The following is a 344-nucleotide window of genomic DNA, read 5'->3' as shown; positions in this document are numbered from 1 at the left end:
GATTGTTAAAGAGCAAACTTCATAAAGAAGTCAAAGACATAGACTGAACATATCGTCCAATTCATGGCTTTTGCTTCTCGCAAAATTCAGTACGGATTATGGTGGAGCTATGCGGGATCGAACCGCAGACCTCCTGCGTGCAAAGCAGGCGCTCTCCCAGCTGAGCTATAGCCCCGTAATCGAAGTGGTGGGTCTGAGTGGACTCGAACCACCGACCTCACCCTTATCAGGGGTGCGCTCTAACCACCTGAGCTACAGACCCACTTCGTGTACTGTCTCTAAACTTGAATCAAGGCAATCTGTGTGAACACTCAACAACTTCGTCATCTTAAGGTAAGGAGGTG

2 tRNA genes are annotated in these 344 nt (G+C 48.5%); both read right to left on the bottom strand.

Annotation, left to right across the window (positions count from 1 at the left end):
• Positions 1-99: 99 nt before the first annotated feature.
• Positions 100-175: transfer RNA gene (locus tag AACR93_RS02980), tRNA-Ala, on the bottom strand.
• Positions 176-185: 10 nt separating this feature from the next.
• Positions 186-262, bottom strand: a tRNA-Ile gene (locus tag AACR93_RS02975).
• Positions 263-344: the final 82 nt, after the last annotated feature.

This window comes from Aeromonas sp. L_1B5_3 (genome assembly GCF_963866575.1).
In the GTDB taxonomy this organism is placed as follows: domain Bacteria; phylum Pseudomonadota; class Gammaproteobacteria; order Enterobacterales; family Aeromonadaceae; genus Aeromonas; species Aeromonas jandaei.
The sequence above is the reverse complement of the archived record's forward strand: the minus strand, read 5'-3'. Positions and strand labels throughout refer to the sequence as shown.